This is a genomic window from Pauljensenia sp. C0254C2 (assembly GCF_056583835.1).
In genome coordinates this window covers 37579-58515 of the sequence record NZ_JBWPJO010000010.1, presented here as the reverse complement: position 1 = coordinate 58515, position 20937 = coordinate 37579, and the positions used below count along the sequence as shown (strand labels likewise).

The following is a 20937-nucleotide window of genomic DNA, read 5'->3' as shown; positions in this document are numbered from 1 at the left end:
GGATGACGGAAGCGTTGGAGTGCGCAACGTGCCACTGTACGCAATGTCGAATACGCGGGAGTGTGGAATCTCTGCTAATGGCAGCGTTAGTTAAGCGCACGTACTTTTCTGGATGCCAAACCTGCACCGGCGGCAGCGGCTAGTCCCAAAGCAAGAATTGCTGACAATCCGCTAGCGCCGGTCTTAGGCATTTTGCGACGCACTCTCTTCACCGCTGTGGAGCCCTCTTCGCCTGGCTCGTTTGGTACCACAGAGCTTTTGGAGACCTTGACGGTTAGCTGGATCGTGTCGTCGTCAGTTGCTACTGCGTCCTTGCCGTCCGGCCACTGGATTGCGTCCCAAGTGAATGAGAATGCTTTTCGCGTGCCAGATTTTGAGGTGGCCATCGCGCTGAATCTACCCTCTACTGTGCCGACAATGGTCAGGTTCGCGTCAACGTCCGCATCTTCGTCAATCATGATTCCAGGGACGGTAATCTTCATCCAACCTTCCGCACCGCCGGCGGCGTCCACAACCTGTTCAAGATCGGAATAAGTCTTGATGGCGGCGGGGTCAGTCAGTGCGAAGACGACGGTTACGGTCTGGGCGTTAGCTGTCACATCTTTGACTGTGAAGCCAGCACCGAAATCGGCAACCCTAACCTGTGTGGCGTCGAGATTGGCCGGCAGGCTCATGCCATCCGGAATAGTGAACGTGGCGACGAACGAGAAGTCTTTCACGTCCAGAGCGATTTCATCGTGATTAACCTCAGGATACAAGGCTTCAATTCCGCCCATCTGTTCATGAATAGGCGTCACTTGCAGGGCACCGGTCAGGTCGAATGTGGAACCTTGAGGCAGGGTAATGACTTCATCATGCTCGGTGTCGGTGCCGACCAGCATGTCGCCGGGCAGCTCGCCAGCTATCGGCGACGGGACTTGCACAGTGAACTGGATAGCCTTGCTGTTGGCGGGTGCCATCACGTCTTTGCCCTCGGGTGTTTGTTCCCCAATCCACTTGAAGAAGAACTCCCGCTGTGTGCCAGCGGCTGAGGTTGCCAGGGCGTTGAATGTGCCAGACACTTCGCCACTTACAGTCAGCTGTGTGCCGCCTGAGACGTCCTTATTCACGGTTACGCCCGGGATCGTCACCTTCATGGTCGAGTCAATCTTGTTGACGGCGTCCTTGAGCTGCTGATAATTCACAATCCCGCTCTTAAGTGTCATGGTCACTGTGACGGTTTTACCCTCCACTGAAACGTCAGAGATAGTGAATGTGTCGGCAAGACCTTCGGCTTTCACCGTATCTTTGGTTAGGTTATCGGGTAAGGTCATGCCGTCCGGAATCGTGAAAGAGGCGGCAAATGTCGAAGCCACATCGCTAAGGTTGATGCTCGACAAGTTTGTGACACCAGGGTATTGGAGCTCAATCGCGTTCATCTGATTCTTGACGACCTCAGAGCCTAGGGTGCCGGTGAAATCAATATTCTCGCCTTGAAAAGCGTCATAAACGTGAGTGTTCTCAGTGTCGTTTCCGACCAGAATGTCGCCAGGCAGTACAGCTTCATAAGGTTTAACCACCAGCAAGGTTTGCTGGATTGTGGAGTCGTCCTTGGCGCGAACGTCCTTGGCCGTATCGGTTTGGTCACCTGTCCAGGTGAAAGTGAATCTATGCAACCTGGGTGCAGGGTTTTCTGCCTGAGCCCTAAAGAGCGCCCTAGCGCTACGAGCAGACACTTTACTGGCTGTCGAGCCTTGCGCGACAGCGTTGAAATTGCCTTTGACAGTTCCGGTTACAGTGATTTCTTGGCCGTTGGTCACCTGTGCGGCGTCCAAGGTTAGACCTTTGACGGTGGCCGTAATCAGGTTTCGATTTCCAGCTCCGGTCGAAAAGACGGCATCCTTTAGCTGCTTGTAGTTTTTGATGCCGGGCTTTAACTTGAAAGTTACGTCCACTGTTTGACCGGTTACGCTAGTGCCTGCAAGCTCGAAGCAATCGCCCAACCCCGCCATCTCAACGGTGGGGTTAGCTGGGATAGCTACGCCATCCGGGAAAGTGATGGACGCGGTGAACGTCGAGCTCAGGCTGGACAATGCAATCTTGTCCGGGGTCTTAGCGTTCTCTGGGAAGACCCCTTCTATGCCCGTCATTTGGTTCTTTATACCGGCGGGATCAACGGCTCCGGTAATCTCGAAGGTGCTCTTCGAGCCCTCCGTGTAAACCCGCTTTATCTTGGTGGTCGCGTCAATCGAGTCAGCCCACATATCGGCGTCAATCGTCAGATCCGCTTTGGTCTCGAGCACTGTTGGGTCAGTTTTCCAAGACAAGTAATACGTGGTGTCAGCCGTAATATCTGGGTTTGCGCCAGGTATCTTGATGCCAAAGAAGCTGGAGTCATCAAACCGGACGCCCGAACCGCCTGCGCCGGCAGCCTTGCTCCAATAAGACTGGTTGGCTAGCAAATACCCCAATTTCTTGGCGTCCGCCTTGGCTGGGGTGATGTCGCCATAAGTCACCTTAGTCAGCAGTGTGCGGAACTTCTGCCCGTATGTAGCTGGCTGTTTCAGAACGGCAATCTCGCCGCCGCTGGCGTCGGTCTCAACAGTAAACTCTTCAGGATTTGTCTTGAATATGCTTGTTTCAGAGAAAATCCCGCCGTTAGCCGAGAAAGCGACCCGGTATTCGTTGTCTTTATATTGGGCGTACAAGTCAATTTGGGTGGTCTCTGCAGCGAATGTTAGCCCAGCGCCCGGTGCGACCTCGTCACCAGAGCCGTCTGGCGCCGTCGTCCACTTTACGAATGTCTTTCCTGCCGGTACAAAGGCGCTGACCTTGGCGGCGACTTCGTCGAAAGCTAGGGCAGTGGCCGTGGTGTCGTTGGGGTCAACATTTTGGATGTACTCTTCACCTGCACCATTGTGGTAAATGACGGTTTTTGCGTCCCATTTCGCATAAACCTCGATGTTGGTATCGAGCTGGGCATTCGCATAATCGAAAGTATGCTCTGCGCCTGCCGCGTCCTTATAGAACCAGCCTAGGAACTTTACGCCGTTAGCGTCAGTTGGTGTGTCGGGGTCAGTGTTACCCGTCACATCGTCGAGTTTGTAGCCGCGAACGGTTGATTTCGCCTTGTCAGCGGTGGTGCCGTCGGCGAAAGACGCATTAGCGTTTTGCAATTTGAAGGTGGCTGTGGCGGCTGGCGCCCAAATGTGCTTTTGCCCGTCTTTGGAGGCCTGCGCTACCGAATAGTTGTACCTGACGCCGTTGGCGTTGATCGGGTTCACGGTATTAATGGTGTTGTCCGCCAGCGTGAATAGCGAAAGCCATTCGTTACCGTTTTGGTCGCCGTTGGTTGGCGTAACGACATCGTGGTTGAAATCGGGGCTATAGGCAATCAAATATGACCCGCCGGTAACCACGTAAGAGCTTCCGGTGCCACGGTTAGCCCCGCCATTGTCAGCAGTGTTATTGCTGGCGTCGGTATTGACCACGCTATTGCCAGTAAAGGTGATCGAGCACGGCCCTGACGACTGCCCAGCGCCATAGGAGGGGTAATACTTCATGTTGGTGGTTTCCAGCACAGAGTTGGTGAATGTCGCCTCGCCAGGCTTGTAGTTGACGTTCAGGCCGCCGTCCGTGCTGTTCTTGATGACTACCTTTGAGTCGGTCACCGATAATTTCGCCGAGACCGTGATGCGTGAGCCATCGGCAGTGAGAGTGGAGCCGTTGACTAGCTCAGACGCGCCCAATAGGGCGAGGGTATTTTTGTAGGCTCTGACTCCTGTAGCTTTGTAAGCATAAAAGTCAGAGTGGTCGAGGTGTACCCCGCCTTTGCCCTTGTCCGGGTCGAAGTAATACCAAACGCCGCGGGTGGTAAGCGAGGAATTCGTCATGTAGAGGCCGGCGTACTGTTCGCTTTTTCCGGGTGTGGCTTGGACGTCCACCGTGCAATTGATGAACCTGGCGTCTGAGTTATAGACAAACCCTCGCCCCAAGCTGTTCTTTGCCGAGATAGTTAAAGCCTCGCGTGAGGTGCCGTTAATTTTGCCTTTTAGGTCGAAGCCGATGGTGTTGCGGTCGAGGATGTAGTTGCCATCGTTAAGCTCAGCGCCAGCCTGGATGGTCAATGCGGTGTTGTAGCCGGTCATTGTGACCGTCTTGCCTGGGGCGCTTAGTTTCGCACCACTTGTGATGGTTAGAAAATTGCCAGAGCCTGTGAATGTGACGTTCTTGTTGATAGCCAGGTCAGTGCCGGACGTGAACGCGCCGACGGTATGTATCGTCCCGCCATCGGATACTAGACCAAGCGCTTTCTCAAGAGTTTTGACGGCGGCGGTTTGACTGCCATCATTGTCGTCTGAGCCCGCTTTGCTATCTACCCAAACCTCAGAAACACCTTGCGGGGAGCGTAATTGCGGTTGGTTGGCGGTAGTGGCTTTCAGCGTTGTCTCAGATGCGGTCGACGAGACTGGGGTTTGGTTTTCTGCTGTTGGGGACGCGGCAGAATCGCCGGCGCTTGGTGTCGGGGTGCTTGACGCCTCGGTGGGTTGAGGAGAAGCAGCCACGACATTTTCCCCTGGTGCGCTGCTAAGGGTTGTCCTCGCGGTAGCGCTTGGCGTGGCATCCTCCGCCCCGGCTTGATCCTCAGCGAAAGCCGCTGCTGGTGTCATAAACAGCGCAAAAATAAGCGACAACGATGCAGCAACGATTCGCTTAGGCATTGCGGCGTTGCTTTGCAATTTTCTTTCCCTAGTCGCACCCATTATTTCCCCCCAGGGTCGTGAGCGGATGGCCATTCGTCGGCCAGAAATAAATACATTCTCACTGAATAATACCGTCTGTTCGGTTAACTAATCTAGGTAGATCAAAAAAGTTCACCCGTTAGTCGAGGGTTCCGAGGCGCAGAGTCTGTCGTATTCCTGGTTTTGTCACGCCATTCACGCTCCGTTGATACCGGGCTGCCGATTAGAAACGTTCCAGCTGTCTCTAGGTGCGTATAAGGATGGTTTTCGAGATTAGCCGACGCCTAGCCAGAGACTCGTTCCACTAACTCGCTGCCCAGGATTACCGGGCTGGTGATGATTGCCAGACGGCGAGAACCCCTTTCGATGAGCCGCCGAGCCCCGAGGTGTCCAGACTCAGTATTGTCTACGTCTACCCATGAGTTAAAGGTTGGGGCTTGGGTAGGTCTGCCGATGAAAACCATAGGAGCATTTTGGAGAGTTTGGATTTGGTGCGGCACCTGGTGATGCAAGGTGACGATTGCGCCATCGACGTGACCCTCATATAGGAAGGGACGTAGTTTAGTGTCCTCGCACCCACGATCAGCGAGCATAAGCAACAACTGCAGATGGGTGTCCTCGAATTCGCGGTTCACTGCGTTGACTATGACTGAGAAGAACAGATCCGAAAATAAGCGAGGTCTGGCAGATGCCCGTCGTGCTGCTGGCGGACGTCCGCTCGGCTGGTGTTCAGGGCGATGGCCGCACCTACGGTCACCCGATCGTCCTTCGTCCGGTTTCGAGCGAGGATGCTATGACCGCCGACTGGTCGCGCCTGCCGTTCGATGTCCTGGCCCGCATCTCCAACCGCATCACCAACGCGGTGCCGGAAGTCAACCGCGTTGTCCTGGACGTGACCAGCAAGCCGCCGGCAACGATTGAGTGGGAATAGCGGAAACTGGCTTCTGAACTCGCGTTTTGGTGCTGCCGAGTACCACCTGATGCTGTTTCGGCATCGCCTCAGAACAAAGCCGCCAGCGAAATAGTGGGAATAAAAGCCCTCGACCCCTCTGGTTCGAGGGCTTTCTTTTTGCATTCCTACCTGGGAAAACGGTTCAATTATTCCCGCATGCCCCTACTGGGCGGTACGGCGGAGCACTCGGCGGTACGGGAATAATGGGGCCCTGCGGGAATAATTCACAATTCGGGTCCCCCGAGGGGCGATTTCGCGCGGCCGAAACTAAGTTGAAACTGCGAGGTGGATTCAAGCCCTCGTCAATTGCATTTGCCCAGGTCAACAAACGGGAATAATAAAACGCGAAAATCGGTTTCCGCAGTTTCAGTGACCCCGAATGCCGCCGAATAACGCCGCGTATCTTGCTGTGTTCGGGCACGTAATTATTCCCTTAACAGAGCTTCCGGGGTGCCGATTTCATGCGGGAATAACGGAACAGCCTCCGGAGAACCGGAGGCTGTTCGCAAGGAAACGTCAATTTAACTGGGGAGATATCAGAAAGAGGTCTTCCAGTCGGCGTAAGCGGCCTCGTCTATTTCGCCGCGTTCGAGCTCGAGATGCGCGAGGAGCCCGAGAGGGGGCTCTGGCTCACGGCGAACTGGCACCAGGTGCGCGACGACTGGCGCGCCGACGCGCCTGCGGACGACATGCCGGCTGCGCGCAGGTCCCGCGGGTGGCGCTTCATGCTGGCCTCGGAGGCCGAGCTCGGGCAAGCCCGTCGCGTCCTGCTCGACGGCGATGAGGCGTTCGCCCGGGTGCGGGGCTTCCTGTGTGACGCGGCTGCGATCGGCGCCTGCTACCGCGAGCACGTGGGGCCTCCCTCAAAACCGCTGAAGTCGCAGATAAGGGACCTGCAGCGCGCGCTGGGGAGGGCGGAGGTCCCGGGCGTGCCGGACGAGCTGGCGAGGCTGCTCGCGCAAGAGAAGGAAGAGAGCGCCGAGGATGGCGCCCGCAAGGTCAAGGAAGATTGGGGTGACGTCGATGAAGAGGCTTGGTAAGTTCCTCAAGGCGGCGCTTAAGGTCACGCTGGGCTTTTTCGTCTGGCTGTTCCGCGCTGTGTTCAAGTGGGTGATGTAGACGATGACCGTTTGCCTGCCTAGGCAAGCATTCGCTGTTATGAGCATGATAGTAGTGCAAGGAGATTCATCCGTTCTAGACGGCAAACGGCCGAGCGATTGGGTTTCGCTCGGCCGTTGTTTCTTTAACCTGACTGATTCTAATTTAGAAAGAAATCATCGACTTCTTCGCGCATGTGCAGGATTTCGCTATCTGGAACGTTAAGGCTTGCCGCCAGCTCAATGGAGCCGGAAAAAGCCATGGCGGAATTCGAGGAGAATGCCTTTTCTAGAAGACTGATGTATTTGATCATATTCTCACGAAGGTCGCTGATGCATGCGGCGTATTCGCTTTCGAGCTCTGTATCGAGGGCCTTCAGCTCCTGGGCATAGTGCGCGAGCAGCTCCGCCTCTCGTTTGTTATAGAAATCCTTTCCCAATTCGTACACGGTCGCCCCTACGGCGTTGCCGACGAGGGCGCCCAGAATCGGGATCGGAATGATAACCTGGCCCACGAAGCTCGAGAATGCGCTCACGGACGCATCGAGGCACGCGATTTCGGAACGTTCTATAAACTCGATCTCCGTCAGCTCGCCGCTGCGGAACCTGTAAGCGCATTCTGCGACGCCGAATGACGCAGTGACCAGCGCGCTTGCGACAGATGAGGGCGTGGCCGTGTAGTTGTTCAGCCAATAAACAGCTCCACCGCGAACCCCGCCCTTGACGAGTCCCATGCCGGAATCTTTGGCGATTTCCTCCCAGTCATCCTGGGTCAAGTCGTCGATACGCTTTCCGTTCCCGAGATGGCGCTTCATTGAAATGACGAATGCCGTTCCCGCTTCCAGAACGGCGCCAGCCGCTGCGGCTTTCGCGCCCTCTTGGGGCGTGGGCTTGTGCTCCTCGTAGATGTCTTTCTTTATCCGCTCGCTCTCGTCTGCGAGCCTGCTCTTCTCCTCGGCCATCTTGTCGGCGATAGCGTTCTTCTGGACCTCCGAGTACTCGAATTTGGAGGCTTCAAGGTCATCGATACTGAACCCGCTTGAGTCGAAGAACTCATGGATGCTCTTCCAGGTTGAGTAGGATGGGCCGCCGGTCGAGGACGCCAGTTTGGCTGCATCCTCCTTTGGCATCTCATACAGGGAGCGCACCGCGTCGAGATGGTCCTTCGGGATCTGATAGATGCCGTCTTTGTCGAGGAAATCAGGGTACTTCTGCAAATGGGCGGCCACAGCGTCCAAGGAGAACTTGCCGCCGGCGTTCACGAACTTGACCTGTATCTCGACGCCGTTGCGCAAAAGGTCGGCGGGGCCGTTGTCGTTCACCCATTCCATTACCGGTTTATCGCCATGGACGAGGCTCTGCGCATTCTCCAACCCGCATTCGGCCACCTCGGCGATGAACCCATGGATGCCCTTGCTGCCGCCCCTGTTCGCAACGACGAGGTCCTCGATCTTCCCGAGCGCCCAGTTCATGGACTCCATTGTGGAATCGAGGTTCTGGTCTTGGCGGTTGAGATTCTCGATGAGGTCGTCGATTCTCATCTGGTTGATCAAGCCGATCCATGCGGCGACGGCCTGCTCCTGGGAGCTCTTGAGTACCTTCTCTGCATTCATGGCTATTCACCGTCCCGGGCGGCCACCCTCTCGACGATGAGGCTGCCCAGGGACTTCGCGTTGTTTACCAAGGCACCCAGGGCCAGTTTCTCGTCGTCGGAGATGGAAAGGTAGTCGGCGCCGTACATGCGGCATGAGGGCATAAAGGACCCGGACAGCTCTTCGCGAAGGGTATTGGTCTTTATCTTAAGTGCCCCGATTGCTGCGGACGTCTCCCTGAGAGCCTCGGTGTTCCGCTTCACCGACAGGAGCTCTTCGTGCTTTTCCCTGGCAATCTCGTGCTGCTTTTTCACAAAGAGAGCGATGGAGGTCAGCAACGTGGCGCCTGCGACGCCCCATCCGATGGGGCCCGCCATTGTCAGGAAAGCGGTGCCACCGGCCATTCCGCCGCCTCCGGCGGCCAATGCGCCTCCGCCGAGCCAGGCCATCGCCGCATTTGTCGCGGCAGCGCCCGATAGCGTAGAGATCGCGGTGCCCGTGGAGGCGGTACCGAAAGTTGTGGCAACCCACATGGCGGCGGATGGGGCGATGCTGGCAACGGCCATACCTGCCGCGACGCCGGCGCCAGCGCTGGCTGCCGATTTCCGTGCCGAGTCCAGCTCTTCGCGGGCGAAGGACGCCGACTCTTTGAAGCTTCGCTTTTTGTGTGACACCTCTTCGATATCTTCCACGAACGACTTCGGCGTGTTCGCAATCGAGTTCACCAGGTCGGTAACGAGGTCCAGCAGGTCGATGCTCCTCAGCCTAGACTGGTAGAGCTCGATCCCTCCCGATTCCAGATCGGTATAGGTTTGGTTGTATTCGATGACGGTGAGCTCGTACTCATCCGGTTCTTTCGCCCTTGCATTCTCGACGCCTTGCCTGACCCCATCGGCGATTTCCCCCGCTTTACCTGCGATGGCGGCGACAGCGCCTTGGGCACCGGCCGCTGCCACGCTTGCAGCGTTTGCGGCTCCTTCAGCCACATCTCCAAGCATTTTCGCCATATGTTCCGGAGCTAGCCTTTGAGATTGGGGCGATCCGTCAACGTTTCGCTCATCGGCAAACTCAGTGTTGTATTTGAAGCTCTTCGGCTCCGGGACGTCTTTGATCGCATCCCCAATGCTCTGAACAGCGCCCTTTGCCTTGCCTGCAATGTCCCCGATAGCCTGCCCCGTCTGCTCGACGGCGCTTTGAGCGGCATTCGATGCCTGTTCGGCAACGCTTGCGATTCCTTTTCCTGCAGCAGCCGCAGTCTTCTGCGCCTCTTTTATTGGGTCGAAGCCTTTATCAAAGAAGCCCATCGCCCCTGCCTTTCTCCATATGCAATCTAAGGCCATTATCCCACCAATGGATTTGGCCTCTATCAGCGATTTAACCACCGGTCATTATCTGCGCGTCAACGTGTGCGCAGGCTCGGGCGCGGGCATCGGCCTTGCTGCCCTGCCGCCCGTGCAGAAGTCGATGCGCGACCCGCTCGAATCGAAGTCCATCACGCTGTCCTGCGGCAAACTCACCACCGGCGTCACGGTGAAGCCATGGACCGGCGTCTTCATGCTCTCCAACGTAAAGAGCGCCGAGACCTACTTCCAGACGGCGTTTCGCGTGCAGTCGCCCTGGACGGTCAAGGACGACGACGGGAACATGCAGATCGTCAAGAACGAGTGCTACGTGTTCGACTTCGCGCTCGACCGCGCCCTCACCATGGTGTCCGACTACTCCACGCAGCTCTCCCCAGAGAAGAAGGGCCCCGAGCAGAAGGTCGGCGACTTCATCCGCTTCCTGCCCGTGCTCGCCTACGACGGCAGCCGTATGAAGGAGATCAACGCCTCCGAGATCCTCGACATCGCCATGGCGGGGACCTCCGCGACGCTTCTCGCCAAGCGCTGGGAGTCGGCGCTGCTCGTCAACGTCGATAACGACACGCTACGACGCCTGCTCGCCAACGACGAGGCAATCAACGCCCTCATGAGCATCGAGGGCTTCCGAAGCCTCAACGACGACATCAAGACCATTATCAACAAGTCGGAAGCGGTAAAGGAAGTCAAGAAGGAGAAGGAGTTCAAGTCCAAGCGCAAGGAGATACAGAAGAAGCTGATCAAGTTCGTCACGCGTATCCCGGTCTTCATGTACCTCACCGACTACCGCGAGGAGACGCTCTACGACGTCATCACCCAGTTGGAGCCGGGGCTGTTCAAGAAGGTCACCGGCCTCGACGTCTCGGACTTCAACCTGCTCGTCTCGCTTGGCGTGTTCAATTCCGCCCTCATGAACGACGCTGTCTACAAGTTCCGTCGCTACGAGGATGCGAGCCTTGTCTACACTGGCATCAACAAGCACGAGGGCGAGAAGGTCGGCCTCTACGACACGTCTCTGTCCAATTACGACTACCTCTACGCGAAGCAGCAGGAGTCGATGGTGGCCCCCGACGGTTCCACTCTGGGCAACGGCGCTGGGGTGGAGGCTCCGTCGCCTGCTGTTGCGGTAAGTCCCGCGATCAAACCGTCGGCATCGGGCGTTTCGAGGTCGACTGCGAAAGCAACGACGCTCGGAGAGGCGCCCGTCAAGAAGGACTGGGTCATCGACGTCCTCGAGTCCCACAACGTCCGCATCGCCGATCGCCGTCCCAAGGGCGGAAGCCTTTGGGCCATCGGCGGCGGTGAGCTCGACGTCGTCATGAACGAGCTTGCCGCGAACGGCGCGCAGTTCACCTACAAGTTGGAAGGCGGTAAGGCAACGAGCTTCAAGGCCGGCTGGTGGCTTTCCGGCTATCCGAAAAAGTCCGAGCCCAAGGCATTGGAGCCCGAAGAGCCGGTTATCACTGAAGCCGACCTTTCCAGGATTGAGGAAGGAACCCAGATCTTCCACAAGAGCTTTGGCTATGGTGAGGTCGTTTCGATTGGCAGTGACAGAATCGCCGTGCGTTTCGACAACGACAAAAAGAAAAAAGAACGCGAATTCATGTTCCCGTCGACCTTCTACCAGGGGATGTTGCAGCTATGAGGTCCGCAGAAGCCATCAAGTCGATACTCGAGGAGCAAGGCCGCTCCCAACGCTCCCTTGCTATCGATCTCGGTCTCACCCCGCAGGCGCTAGACCAGCGCCTAAAGTCGAAGACTATGAAGGTGGAGACCTTGTGTCAAACGGCAGCGCAGCTCGATTACTCTGTGAAGCTGGTTCCGAAAGGTGGCGGCGAGAGCATAGAGATTGAGGGTTAACCGATGTGCTTGGAGCTTGACCTGTTGCTTCCTGTTTCCGAAAACGAAGCGGGTGCGCCCCAGGGCGCCCCGCGGATTATTGAGCGCTCGCCGAGAAATCTCATCGGGGAGGCTCGCTTGGCGTTCGATGCCGGGCTGCTAATCTCATGCCTGACGGTTCTGGTCACCATTCCAGATGTCTGTTCGAATTTGATCGACTCTAGCAATAAAGATGGTCAGCGAGATTGGTGTACGAGGTATCTCGGGTTTCCTAGCACCCCTGTGGCTGACGACATCGACCGATCTCGCGAGCAAAGTCGAGACCATATCGAGCGAACGATGAATGCGCTCATGCGGGAAGACAACTTCACCGCATCCGATTTCTGCCAGCTGCGAAACGCTGTGCTCCATACCGGATCTTCGGTTGTTGACGGCGCGGGGGCAAAATACTCGCCGTTCCATTCGATCGATATACAGGTCTTCAACGACGACAGCCAGCTGGTCATTGGATATGGAGCCACCAGCTCACCAGAGGCGAATGGAATTGAAGGCGATTGCCGCATAAAGATCAACATCAACTTAACTGCCCTGCTTGCGCGCATGGAAAGGGGCGTTGAAAGGTTTTTGAGCGAGTATCCTGAGCTCGATAAGGAAAAAGGGGAATGGGAGTACCTGACTTGGGGAATCGTTGATTTTCGAGCTCCGATCAACTGAGGGCTCCTTTGTTCACTAAGTGAAGCGATCAGCCTTATTGAGCAGTTCCGAAGCGTGATTAGGGGCATGCACGAAGCCACCTGCGACGATTCTTTCAGTCATCGCTCTTGTGTATCCCTTCTGACCTGCGGGAACGCATGACGATAAAGCCGCTGGCTACGATTCACTTCGTTAAACGGGCGTCGATGAGGATGATTGTTGCTTTTGGCATCCATTTCGGGTGTTTCTGAGCCTCAAAACCAGCCCATTCTTGTCCCCGGGTCAAAAATGAAACTGCGGGCTCGCGGTTTCGAAATAGTTCGCGCTTTTGTCCCAGGATTTGTCCCAAACGCCTACGCGAGGTCACGCAGCGGGATTCGGTGGTATGACGGTCAAAATCGACGAGCCAACTGGAGTCAACTGGAATGACGCAACAGTAAACGAGCGTGAAAGAGTGGGAGTAGCGGGTTAGATCGAGGCTAGATTCCGCTTTATGAATTGATGCGCTACCTTCCGCAATGCGTGCATACCTGTGGCCAGCCATTCGTACACCTCATTGACTGAATCACCAGTCAAATCGGCTGGGCGTGCAACGTTCACAACGCGGGTCGTCTTGTCGAGGTCGCCCTCGTCCCACTCAAACGTACCCTCGAGGAATTCCAGTTCTTTCTCGATGTCGGATCGCCGTGCGAGGACGGGTTTGTAGCTTTCTTCGTCAGAAAAGTGGAGCTGGACGGCCACTTCTTGCCCGCTCAACCGTACTAATGCTGTTAAATCGCACTTTCGCAGACCAATGCCAAATGAGGCCCAGTTATCGCGATTAGGCTCACGTGTCGACGGGTCGCGGAAAGCTTCGGTAAAGCCAGGACGATTCGCACAGTATTCATAGAAACCGTTCCAAAATTCCACCATGGATGCGTCGCGGTGGCTCGTGGTCGCTGCCTCGTCATAGCGTCGGCGAATTTCGCTCAACTTGGGACCACCGTCATTCAGACGCCAAAAGTCCCATCCGTTTCGTCCTCCAGAACCTCCTTCGAGGGCGATGACGCGACTAGCTGCCGAGGATGGGCTCGAGAACTTCTCACCGTTGCGCAAGATTAAATCGCCCCTATCGGTGAGTGTCACTGTTTGCGTGAAACGATCAGAACCGGGTTCCAGCACGTCGCCGACATGAAGAAGTCCTGCCGATACGAGGTCATGAATCGTGACTCGCCATGCGCGTCTGTCTGGCTGCTTGCGCGCGACGTATCGCTCGGCTGTATCGGGCGAAACATCAAGGCCTGGCCAGCGCTTGAGCGCAATTGCAGTCAGGTTTTCTGCTCTGTTTCGTATCTCCTCTTCACCCCATGACTCTGCATCTTTCAGTTCTGCTGAGATCGCCATGTATTCGTTGGCGTAACCGCCGATGCAGCGTTCCTTCTTTTCAGTAAAGGTACCGTCGGAAAGTTCGGAATTGTAGGCAGTGACAGTCAAGTTGCCGATGTTGTTGACGAGGGCTTCAAAGCCTTCCTCAGGGGCCTCGCCCAGCGCCTGGCGCCATTCAGAATGAGCAAGCGCATTTTGCGGCATGATGTGCTCAATTGTGTATGAGCCGGATGCGAAATCGTGAGGATCTTTAGGGTGGTGGAAATTCTCAAGATTTGTCAGCAGGAAGAAAGACTTTCTGAAGAGGTAAGAGTCACGCGTGAGTAGTGCATGCGAAAACTCGTCATCTGTTGGAAAACGCCGCGTGGTCCCCGCTGCCATGTATAGCAACGATTGGAAGGCTTCGACGTAATCACCGCCCTCTTCCTGCACTTTATTGAGATTTCCGATAATGCTGGGAAAGAACTTATTCAGCGAATTTGTGGGAGCATCGCAAATTGCTCGCCTCAAGACGTAACTTTCGGTCAGACGAAGCAGGCGGATAAAATCTTCTTTTTCGAAGGCTCCTGCCTCGTAATCTTGATAAAACGACAGGAGGAGCGGATTGAGGACGCTCATATCCAGTGTTGCTATTGTGTCGAAGTGCTCTTTGAGCTGGGGGTCCTCCTCGGTCCCAGAGGTGATTGCCGCGTAGTAGCGAGCAACGTCTTCCATTTCACTGAGAAGGTTGACCATCCGCCCTTTCTTGGCAAACCCGTTTTCGGTGACGTGGCGCTTGAAAATGGGGTACACATCTTTACGCGTGAGCGGTTCAGGCGCATACAGAATGGTCAGATAGTTTCTGATGAATTCATCGAAAACTCTGTCGTATGTGTCTTCGCCAAGGGTCTGCTCAATACGCCGCCAGTGGTTCTGATAGAGCTTTTCTTGTTCGCCTCGGGGTAATCCCATGAGGACAAAGTTTCGGATCAGGTCGGCTGACGAAAGATCTTTACCTGTCGAGTTCATCGATTCGAAAATGAGCTGAGGATTGTCGCGAGTTGCATCCAGAGAAATCGATACAACTTCAAGACGCTGCAGACCATCCCATATTGTATTCGGATTGTCGAGGGCGGCCAGCTTTCGCTCGAAAAACTCCAAGTTGGCAATTAAACGTGATGAGTTGTTGACGACTCGATAGTCCTCGTCCACTAAATGCTCGAGCAACGAGATAAGGGTAGCTCGATCGCCCTGAGACAAAAGCAGCTTGTAACGCTCGTCACCATGCCTGTCGTCATCTATCAGGTACCCCTTGTTGACCAGCCGAGAGTAGGAAAAGTTGAGCTTTTCGTCAGGGTTGTTCTTAGCGTATCGAGCCAGCGCAATCATGAGGAGTACGACAGTTGTGACTCGCTGCTGACCGTCGATTAAGAGAAGCGGCGTCACCTCCGACATCACACCATCTTGGATCCACACAATAGAACCGGTGAAGTGCTTATCATCTGGGCGCTTTCCAACCGACAACACGTCTTCCCACAATTGTTCGCATTGCTCCTCGTCCCACGAGTAGGGGCGTTGATAGACAGGGATGACGAAACGTAAGTTCTGGCTTGTCACAAGCCCGATGAGCGAACGAGCCGATGCGTTCATAGTCATGAGAGCGGGCGCCTTTCGCCGAACAGTTCTTTGAGGCACTGTACCGCACGGCGGCGTCTTAGTGGCATTGAGCTGTGCGAAGAGGCAGTGACTTTTCTAGAATGTTTCGCAGACCAGCCGCCTTTGACACGACAAGTAAGACTGCGCGATGAGCGTCATGCAAGAACGAAATGCCTCGAGCGGCTCCACGAATTTAATCAGCTGCGCCCATCCGAACAGGTCAAACGCCAGGCGATGATGAAGGAAATGTTCGCTGAAATAGGGGAGAACTGCTACATCGAGCCTCCGTTCTACGCGAACTTCGGTAGCAACATCTACGTCAACTTCAACTTCACCTGCGTAGACGACACACACATTTACGTCGGTGTCTACACGATGTTCGGCCCGAACGTCACCATCTCAGCGGCGGGACACCCGATTATCCCGGAGCTTCGCCGAAAGGGCTACCAGTACAACATGCCGGTTCGCATCGGCTCAGGCTGCTGGATCGGTGCGGGTGTCAATATCCTGCCTGGAATCAATGACCGCGACAAGGAGTTCCACTTCAAAGATCGCCGCATTGACTACGCGCAGCTGAACGGAAAATAGGAAGCCGCCCTGCTGGCTCAAATGTGACACACATCACTTAAATTGTGTCCCGTTAAGTGGTGTTCGTGGGACGCAGATGCACATGCCATCCCTCACAATAGAACACATGTTCGATACTTGTGTGTGTGCAGGTGCACCCGACGGCGGCGGTTCCGCCAGTGAGCTTGATGCTGCCATCGAGCAGGTGAACGCACTGCGCGAGGCGGATGCCCGCTGGCGGAAAGCTGAAGCTGAGCGCGCCCGCATGATCATCGACACGATTCTGACGGTCACTGCCGCGCTCAAAGGAGAGCAGGCTCTTGTGCCGCGCTCAAGCAGCGGCACCCCGCTCATTGCCGAGTTCGCCCATCTCGAACTTGCTGCCGCTTTAGGATGCTCACCCTCTCAAACATTGCAGGAACTCTACTCGCTACTTGGTGTCCGCTTCCGCCTCCCGAGACTGTGGGACCGAGTCATGGATGCTGAAATCCCCGTCTGGAAGGCCTGCCATGTTCACTCGCTGACGTCCACACTCGGCGAATCTCAATGCGCGACGCTCGATGAACTGCTCGGACAGATCGGCTCATGGAACCAGGGGCGCATCACCCGTCACGTGAACCTTCTGATCGCCCGCGTTGCCCCGCAGATGATCGAAGTGCGTGCAGAACTTGCCGAGCGTGCCAGACGCGTCGTGTTCGACATGGACGAGGGAGCTGGCAGCGCCTATATGCATGCGCAACTCGCCGTTACAGATGCCCTCCATCTTGACCGCACCGTCGCAAGTCTGGCATCTGCGCTGGCCGCCTCGCATCCAGATGAGTCGGTTGATGAGCGGCGCTCGCGTGCACTCGGCTTGCTGGCGAACCCCGAGCAGGCGGGGGCACTGTTAAATGGACGTGAAGCGAAAACTGAGCGCAGAGCTGAGATCGTTGCTCATATCTACCCGGATTCGCCGCACTGCGCGAGTATCGACGACGGCGGTTCTGTTCCCGTCGCGCAACTCGCATCCATGCTTGCGCATACTCGGGTCACGATTCGCCCCGTCCTTGACTACTCATCGCTGCCTGCCGGTGACCGGCACGATCCGACATCGACGATGCGCAGGGCACTGCTTCAGCGTGAACCGTTCGAGGTATTCCCCTACTCGAACACGCCCTCAACCTCGTGCGACCTGGACCATACGGTCCCATATGAGGAAGGTGGCTCGGCTGGGCAAACAAATCTGGCGAATCTGGGTCCACTGTCGCGAAGTGTTCACCGTGCAAAAACGAATGCAGGTTGGGACCTCGACCAGCCAGAGCCTGGTGTGTACCAGTGGACAACTCCACTTGGCTTCCGGTACGACGTTGTCAACGGAATTACCCGCTATCGCGGACATATGCCGCCTCAAGGGGAATGAGCCGCAAACGCGGCGGGTTCGTTAGGATCGGTTCAGAGGAATAAGCACGTCACCACAGTGAAGGAAGTGACCGGTCCGGTGTCGAAGAAAAAGAAGCGCGAATGGCCACCAGCTGCGCAACCGCTCGAAGGTCATGTGATCGACAACCACACTCATCTGCCGCTGTATGAGGAACAGATTCCTCGCGCTGAGGGAATCAGGCTGGCGCTTGACGAACAGCTCGAGCGCGCTCAGCAGGTCGGTGTGCGCGGACTCATCACCTCTGCCTGCGAAATCCCTGACTTCGACGGATCGATGCAGCTTGCGCGTGAGGGCGCGTCCGGCCTCGCGATACGAGTGGCGCTTGCGATTCATCCCAACGAAGCAGCATTGCATGCCGGGATTGCTGAACCGTCGCCAGATGGCCTCGTCCCGCACGTTGAACAGCACCACGTTCCGCTGGACGAAGCACTCGCGGAGGTTGAACGGCGTCTGAATGACCCGGTCATCGTTGCCGTCGGTGAAACCGGACTCGACTACTTCCGTACAGCCGATGCCGGCAAACAAGCGCAGGCGGAATCATTTCGCGCGCACATTCGACTCGCAGCCGCAGCGGGCCTGCCGCTGCAGATTCATGATCGTGATGCGCATGAAGACACACTCGCGATCCTGAACGAAACCGCCACGGCCGACCAGCTCATCGTCTTTCACTGTTACTCCGGCGACGCGGCAATGGCGCGCGAACTGGCGAAGAACGGGTGGTATGCGTCATTTTCCGGCAATATGACGTATCCGGCTAACGCCCACCTTCGTCAAGCGCTGGTCGAACTTCCGCCTGAACTCGTGCTGGTCGAAACGGATGCGCCCTATCTCACAGCAGTGCCGTGGCGTGGTCATCCGAACGCGACTTACTCAATTGTCCACACTGTGCGGGCAATTGCCGAGCTATGGAACGTCGACGAAGCTGCTGCGTGTGACCGGTTGTGGCGCAATACGACGCACGTATACGGCGCGTGGGCGTAAGGGGTGGACGCAACCACGTGCGACGGCGAAAAGCAAACGCGACGCATGTGAGATGTGCGACGTCGGATGTCACGTTTGGGTAAAACCTATTAGTGTGGCACCAGTCAGTCCGTCTGCCCGACGGAGCCGAACGACCTCAGGACACTTGTGAATTTGGAATTCTCACCGAGCCGACGAACCGTTATCGCAGCCGCATCCGCCGCATCGCTCGCAGTTGTGGGCGTGGCCGGAGTGGGCGCAGCAGCAGCACACAACACCGTGACTCTCGAGGTCGACGGAGTCTCGCAGCCCGTCAGCGGATTCTCCCGCACCGTCTCAGACGTCATCAATGCTGCAGGCGTTGAAGTCAACCCTCACGATCTGGTCGCACCGGCGATGGGCGAGGGAGTGTCCAACGGTGACACCGTCGTTGTACGGACTGCATCGCCGTACACGGTGGATCTGGACGGGAACCAGGTGGAACTGTGGTCCACAGCAGGATCAATGGCCGATTTACTGGACGAATTCTCCCAGCACGGCACGGCGATCATCGCCGCTGACCGATCCTTTGCCCGTGCCACATTGCCGCTGGCAGCGCCCGGCGAACGCATCAAGGTTGAGGTAGACGGCCAGACCCTTGACACAGCTGCCGAAACCGGTGACGACACGGCTTCAATCCTGGCTCGCTTGGGCGTCACAACAAGCCCGTTGGATCGCGTGAAGCTGGAAAACCGCGGCGGCACCATCACGATCGTCGTGACACGAGTTGAGCGCGGCTACCGCACGCAGACCGACGCAGTGCCGTTCCAAACTGAAGAGCGAAAAGACGACACCCTGACTGAAGGAACGACGTCGGTTATTCAGGAAGGCAAAGACGGCTCGGTGACGACCAAGTACTTTGAGGAAAAAGTCGGCGGAGAAATCGCCGTGTCGGCAGCCGTATCGACCAGCAAGACCGACCCGCAAAGCAAGATCGTCGCGGTGGGAACGAAGAAAGCGGCCGCCCAACAGAGGACGACAGCTTCCACGCCGACTGCAGCTCCCGCAACCACTGCTGGTTCGGACGTGTGGGCCGCGTTGGCTCAGTGTGAATCCGGCGGAAATCCGGCGACCAACACGGGCAACGGATTCTACGGCATGTACCAGTTCACTTTGCCCACGTGGCAATCGATGGGCGGCACCGGCCTGCCCTCGGACGCATCGGCAGCTGAGCAAACTGCCCGCGCTCAGGCACTGCAGGCGGCAGCTGGATGGGGCCAGTGGCCAGCATGCGCGGCAAGCCTCGGACTGTACTGAGCGCGCAACTCACCACAATTTTCCGGTCCGACTCCACAAATAGTCACAAAACGGTTACGGTAGGAACAGCCGATTGGAAGGAGCCTGCCGTGACCCCGCGACGCATCATTGCCACAGCAAGTGCAGCGTCACTTGCAGTAGCCGGCATCGCGGTTGGTGGTATTGCTCAGGCTCGTCACACAGTGATGCTCGAAGTCGACGGAGTCAGTCAGCCTGTCACCGTGTGGGGCGGCACAGTCTCCGACGCGCTCGCCAGCATCGACGTACAGGTCGGTGAACACGACCTGATCTCGCCCACACCCAGCGAAAACATCGCGTCAGTTGACCATGTCGTTGTGCGCACGGCCAAACCCTACGACCTGACGATCGACGGCGAAGAACGCACCGTATGGTCGACGTCCAGCTCAATTGACACGATCCTGGCAGATGCCGACACCTACGGATCCACCGTGGCGATAGGCGCGAGCCGCTCCTCGATGCGAGCCGAACTTCAACCGCTCGTGTCACGCGCACGCACACTGCCAGTCATTGAAACAAACGGCAACGTGATCCAGAATGTTGCCGTCCGGGCAGGCCAGGACATACGACACGTCATTGAAAACAACGGAATCAAGCTGTCGCCGCTGGACCGGGTCACCCTCGAATCGGCAAACGGCGAACTGTCCGTGCGCGTCCAGCCCGTCACCCGCGGACGCGTCAGCACAGACACCCCGGTGAACTTCTCGAAAGAAGAACGCAAGTCCGACGCACTGTTCGAAGGCGAACGCATCGTTGAACAGGAAGGCACACACGGTGCCAACAGCTCTGTGGTGTGGCAGGAAACAGTCGACGGCGAAGTGACCTACTCAGCCGTGCTGTCGGCCGACAAGAAAGCGGAACCGCGACCGGAAATCGTCACCGTCGGCACCAGGAAAGTCACGCCCGAAGCTCTCCTGGCCGCCGGCATCGATCCGAAAGCCCAGTTGGAAGAAGGCACTGAATCAGATGGCCGCACGTCCGTACGATTCCGAGCCAAACCCGGTGACATCTCAAGCCAGGCCGAACTCGATGAGATTCGCGGCATCGCTGAAGCCGAAGGGCTGACGATCAGCTCGACACCGACCGGAACATACTCGGGCGAAGATCCGCGCGGCATCGCGCAGCAAATGGTGAGTCAGCGCGGCTGGTCAGACAGTGAATTCCAGTGCCTGCTGACATTGTGGGATCGCGAATCGCACTGGAACCCCTATGCCGCTAACGCCTGGTCAGGCGCCTACGGTATTCCGCAGGCTCTCCCCGGATCGAAAATGGCATCTGCCGGTGCTGACTGGCAGACGAATCCGGCCACGCAGATCACGTGGGGCCTGGGATACGTCGCCGGCCGCTACGGAACCCCATGCGGCGCGCTCGGGCATTCCAATTCTGTCGGTTGGTACTGATCCGCGCTCACGCGATACCCTCGT

12 protein-coding genes and 1 pseudogene are annotated in these 20937 nt (G+C 56.9%); 9 read left to right on the top strand and 4 right to left on the bottom strand.

Annotation, left to right across the window (positions count from 1 at the left end; genetic code table 11):
* Positions 1-86 precede the first annotated feature (86 nt).
* Entirely contained in the window at positions 87-4544 is a 4458-nt protein-coding gene (locus AC1DA5_RS08130) for an LPXTG cell wall anchor domain-containing protein (RefSeq protein ID WP_257525371.1), read from the bottom strand.
* An 853-nt stretch (positions 4545-5397) separates the two neighbouring features.
* Between AC1DA5_RS08130 and AC1DA5_RS08125 the strand changes: the two are divergent.
* A pseudogene (locus tag AC1DA5_RS08125) lies at positions 5398-5652 on the top strand (GMP synthase (glutamine-hydrolyzing)); the annotation flags it as partial.
* Positions 5653-6272: 620 nt separating this feature from the next.
* Positions 6273-6713 carry a hypothetical protein gene (locus tag AC1DA5_RS08120; RefSeq protein WP_257525370.1) on the top strand — a complete coding sequence of 147 codons (441 nt, stop codon included), beginning with the start codon at positions 6273-6275 and terminating at the stop codon, positions 6711-6713.
* A 218-nt stretch (positions 6714-6931) separates the two neighbouring features.
* Here the strand turns inward: AC1DA5_RS08120 and AC1DA5_RS08115 are convergent, their stop codons facing one another.
* On the bottom strand, positions 6932-8383 hold the full coding sequence (locus AC1DA5_RS08115; protein WP_058236193.1) for a hypothetical protein: 1452 nt from the start codon (positions 8381-8383) through the stop codon (positions 6932-6934).
* 2 nt (positions 8384-8385) lie between these two features.
* Positions 8386-9744: a hypothetical protein gene (locus tag AC1DA5_RS08110; RefSeq protein ID WP_154955681.1), complete on the bottom strand. Its 1359-nt coding sequence runs from the start codon at positions 9742-9744 to the stop codon at positions 8386-8388.
* On the opposite strand from AC1DA5_RS08110, the gene AC1DA5_RS08105 reads away from it, so the two are divergent.
* Positions 9713-11365, top strand: coding sequence for a hypothetical protein (locus tag AC1DA5_RS08105; RefSeq protein WP_257525369.1), 1653 nt, complete (start codon positions 9713-9715; stop codon positions 11363-11365). The two genes, AC1DA5_RS08110 and AC1DA5_RS08105, sit on opposite strands and share 32 nt — an antisense overlap.
* 224 nt (positions 11366-11589) lie before the next feature.
* Positions 11590-12273 carry a hypothetical protein gene (locus AC1DA5_RS08100; RefSeq protein ID WP_257525367.1) on the top strand — a complete coding sequence of 228 codons (684 nt, stop codon included), beginning with the start codon at positions 11590-11592 and terminating at the stop codon, positions 12271-12273.
* A gap of 447 nt (positions 12274-12720) precedes the next feature.
* Here AC1DA5_RS08100 and AC1DA5_RS08095 read toward each other — a convergent pair whose 3' ends face one another.
* On the bottom strand, positions 12721-15252 hold the full coding sequence (locus AC1DA5_RS08095; protein ID WP_058236190.1) for a DUF4268 domain-containing protein: 2532 nt from the start codon (positions 15250-15252) through the stop codon (positions 12721-12723).
* A gap of 123 nt (positions 15253-15375) precedes the next feature.
* Here AC1DA5_RS08095 and AC1DA5_RS08090 point away from each other — a divergent pair, with 123 nt between their 5' ends.
* The 5 genes from AC1DA5_RS08090 to AC1DA5_RS08070 all read left to right on the top strand — a co-directional run bounded on the left by AC1DA5_RS08090 (position 15376) and on the right by AC1DA5_RS08070 (position 20913).
* Positions 15376-15840, top strand: coding sequence for a maltose acetyltransferase domain-containing protein (locus AC1DA5_RS08090; protein ID WP_058236243.1), 465 nt, complete (start codon positions 15376-15378; stop codon positions 15838-15840).
* A gap of 106 nt (positions 15841-15946) precedes the next feature.
* A complete protein-coding gene (locus AC1DA5_RS08085; RefSeq protein ID WP_480289829.1) occupies positions 15947-17218 on the top strand; it encodes an HNH endonuclease signature motif containing protein in 1272 nt (423 codons plus the stop codon).
* A 78-nt stretch (positions 17219-17296) separates the two neighbouring features.
* On the top strand, positions 17297-18220 hold the full coding sequence (locus AC1DA5_RS08080; protein WP_480289827.1) for a TatD family hydrolase: 924 nt from the start codon (positions 17297-17299) through the stop codon (positions 18218-18220).
* A 147-nt stretch (positions 18221-18367) separates the two neighbouring features.
* Entirely contained in the window at positions 18368-19495 is a 1128-nt protein-coding gene (locus tag AC1DA5_RS08075) for a transglycosylase family protein (RefSeq protein WP_480289825.1), read from the top strand.
* 89 nt (positions 19496-19584) lie between these two features.
* Positions 19585-20913 carry an aggregation-promoting factor C-terminal-like domain-containing protein gene (locus tag AC1DA5_RS08070; protein WP_257525363.1) on the top strand — a complete coding sequence of 443 codons (1329 nt, stop codon included), beginning with the start codon at positions 19585-19587 and terminating at the stop codon, positions 20911-20913.
* Positions 20914-20937 lie beyond the last annotated feature (24 nt).